Raw genomic sequence first — 2,806 nt, 5'->3', positions numbered from 1 at the left:
GAAAGTGCCGTTTCCGTTAACGGTAAAGCTGCATTCATCGTAAAATCCGATGCTTCCTGCCCCGGCTGCAAAGAGGGCTTCCTTCAATGTACCGGAATATTCCTTCGGAACAAAAACCGTCAGCTGTTTCAGGGTATTTTTTTTAGGCTGGAGGATTTTCAGGTTTTTCAGTCCGAGTTGCGTACAGATCCCATGGTTGACGCCGAAGAAATCATTGTCGAATGCAGTATGGATGGCATAAATGGCCACTTTATTTTCAATGGCTTTCAGGACCGCTCTTTCCACATAATTTTTCCCCGTCAGTGATTTCAGTCCCGAAAAAATAATGGGATGGAAACATACAATCAGGTTACAGTTTTTCAGGATGGCTTCTTCCACCACATTTTCAAGGGCATCATGACAGACCAGGATCCCGGAAACATTCCGGTCCGGAACACCGCACAGCAGCCCGACGTTATCAAAATCCTCCGCCTGCTGAAGCGGGATCCGTTTCTCTATCTTTGCAATGACATCTTTTATTTTCATTTTATTCTGTATGTTTGCTTACGAAAATAGGGATAATTTATTAATTTTAAAGAAACAATCGCAATGGAAAAGGAGCACAACCTTATTCCCGGGGATGCGCTCTGGAAAAGGCATCTGTACCGGATTATCTACCGGTCGGACACCAAGCTGGGCCAGCTGTTTGATATTACCCTGCTGATCCTGATCCTGATCAGCACCTTTATCATCATGATGGAAAGCGTCCCTAAGCTGGATAAAAGGTTCCATTATACATTTATTATAGCGGAATGGGTGATTTCAGTATTCTTTACTGCCGAATACTGGTCCAGGATCATGGTGATCAAAAACAGGAAAAACTATATCTTCAGTTTTTTCGGAATCATAGACTTCCTGGCACTTGTCCCTTTTTACCTGAGTTTTTTTATTCCGGTAACCAAATATTTCCTGATTTTCAGGATGCTGAGGATGCTGCGGGTGTTCAGGGTATTCAATCTCCTGGATTTTATGAATGACGGAACCGTTATTGTACGGGCATTGAAGAACAGTTCAAGGAAAATCTATATCTTCCTTTTGTTCCTGATTATTTTTTCAGTCATTGTAGGTTCCCTGATGTTTATGGTGGAGGGCGGCCGGCCCGGATTTGAAACCATACCCCAGGCTATTTACTGGGCGGTAGTTACGGTAACGACCGTAGGCTATGGTGATGTTTCCCCGATCACGCCGATGGGGAAATTCTTTGCCGTGGTACTGATGCTGGCAGGGTATTCCATTATAGCCGTTCCTACAGGAATCGTAACGGCTGAAATGCGAAATAAGCGGCAAAACCTCGAAAAGATCTGCGAGCGCTGCGGAAATGAGGATATTGATGACGATGCGCGCTACTGCAAGCAGTGTGGCAAGAAATTAGCTTAGGTAAAATATCAACATAATCTATTAATACATATTGAAATCATGGAACCGTCAAAGAAAAATAAGCCCCACATCTCCATCATCATTCTCTTTTCCCTAATCGTACTGATCGTAGTTGTTTATATGATCCTGGTTACCTTCTTCCCTGCTGTTTTTTCAGGATTGAATACCAGTGAGATCCAGCCGGTGACCAATTAACAGCATCAGGAATATAGCACGCGTACTTTTATTTTTTTAACATAAACAAGACAGGCTTCCGGAAATCCGGAAGCCTGTTCTGTAAGGTTTGATCTATGATGGCAGACGATTACTTTTTTATGGTTTTTATCACCTGTTGGGAACCGTCTTTCATATAGAGGACCACCAGGTAAGATCCCGGCTGCAGATCTTCCAGATGAATGCTGCTGTCCGGCCGGTCTATGGTTTTTACCAGCCTTCCTGAAATATCGGAAACGGAAACCGATTTTACTTCTGCCGCCTCGGAAATATGCAGTACATCAGCAAACGGATTCGGATATACCCTGATTTTCTCCTTAGCTGTCCTGGCTTCGGATGCTGACAATGTACCTTTCGTAATGGAGATGGTAAATGCATCCTCAGGCTCATCAGACCAGCCGCTGCTATGCCCTACATTGACGTAATACGTAGTTCCCGGAACCGTAGCAACACCCAATGTTTCCGTTTCTCCCAGCCATCCGTTGTTTACCGTTCCTACGCAGGTCAGTGCGGAACAGGTTCCGCTGTAGACTCCAATCTGAGGATCAAAATCACTTCCGGAAGGCATACTTACAGAGAGGGTATAGGTATCACCGTCACCGGTAAAGGAAAACCAGGTCCCGTCGTTCATTCCATCGGTACAGGCAGTCACCGTTCCGTTACCGTCGGTAGCTCCGGCGCCGTCATTCTGTACAAAGGTATAAGGAAAGGCAGAAGCAATAAGGGCTCCGCTGCAATTGTCATTTACCGGCGGCGGCGGATAGGTTCCCACACAGATGCTGAAACTCTGGTTGCTTCCGGTATCTTCATAACTGTATACCCTTACATAATAAGTCTGTCCCGGCGTAAGACCGGTAAGGGTTCCCGTTGCAGGATCTGAACAGAAAACACTGGTAAGGGCTCCGCAGCTTCCGCTGAAAACCTGGAAATAAGTATCATCATCTTCTACATCCCCTACCGACTGGATGTTATTGAGTGAAATTTTATGTGTTGCGGAGGTAGCAACAAATTTAAACCAGACATCATCATCAGCAGTTCCGTAACAAGGTACAGGATTGGTTCCTGAGTCTGTAGCCCCCAGTGTATATCCGCTGGTAATAGTCCCGCAGTTGAGATCCGGATTTACGGTGAGTGTCTGTGCGGAGGCACCTTCATCATTTGACGGGGCACCGGGTGC

4 protein-coding genes are annotated in these 2,806 nt (G+C 45.6%); 2 read left to right on the top strand and 2 right to left on the bottom strand.

What is annotated here, in order from left to right; genetic code table 11:
- Positions 1-525: Nif3-like dinuclear metal center hexameric protein (locus tag QZ735_RS10895; protein WP_294248121.1), on the bottom strand; the 525-nt coding region annotated here is incomplete at its 3' end.
- A gap of 63 nt (positions 526-588) precedes the next feature.
- Between QZ735_RS10895 and QZ735_RS10890 the strand changes: the two genes are divergently transcribed.
- Positions 589-1,416, top strand: a complete 828-nt coding sequence (locus QZ735_RS10890; RefSeq protein WP_294248119.1) for an ion transporter — start codon at positions 589-591, stop codon at positions 1,414-1,416.
- 39 nt (positions 1,417-1,455) lie between these two features.
- Positions 1,456-1,611 carry a hypothetical protein gene (locus QZ735_RS10885; RefSeq protein ID WP_294248118.1) on the top strand — a complete coding sequence of 52 codons (156 nt, stop codon included), beginning with the start codon at positions 1,456-1,458 and terminating at the stop codon, positions 1,609-1,611.
- Between the two features lie 109 nt (positions 1,612-1,720).
- Here the strand turns inward: QZ735_RS10885 and QZ735_RS10880 are convergent.
- The coding region (locus QZ735_RS10880; RefSeq protein ID WP_294248116.1) for a T9SS type A sorting domain-containing protein at positions 1,721-2,806 on the bottom strand (1,086 nt) is incomplete at its 5' end.

Origin of the sequence: uncultured Chryseobacterium sp. (assembly GCF_913776365.1) — a bacterium.
In the GTDB taxonomy this organism is placed as follows: Bacteria; Bacteroidota; Bacteroidia; order Flavobacteriales; family Weeksellaceae; genus Chryseobacterium.
The sequence above is the reverse complement of the archived record's forward strand: the minus strand, read 5'-3'. Positions and strand labels throughout refer to the sequence as shown.

What these genes read in the sequence shown, in the direction of transcription:
- QZ735_RS10890 (WP_294248119.1), top strand. Translation starts at nt 589, where the DNA reads ATGGAAAAGGAGCACAACCTTATTCCCGGGGATGCGCTCTGGAAAAGG.
- QZ735_RS10885 (WP_294248118.1), top strand. Translation starts at nt 1,456, where the DNA reads ATGGAACCGTCAAAGAAAAATAAGCCCCACATCTCCATCATCATTCTC.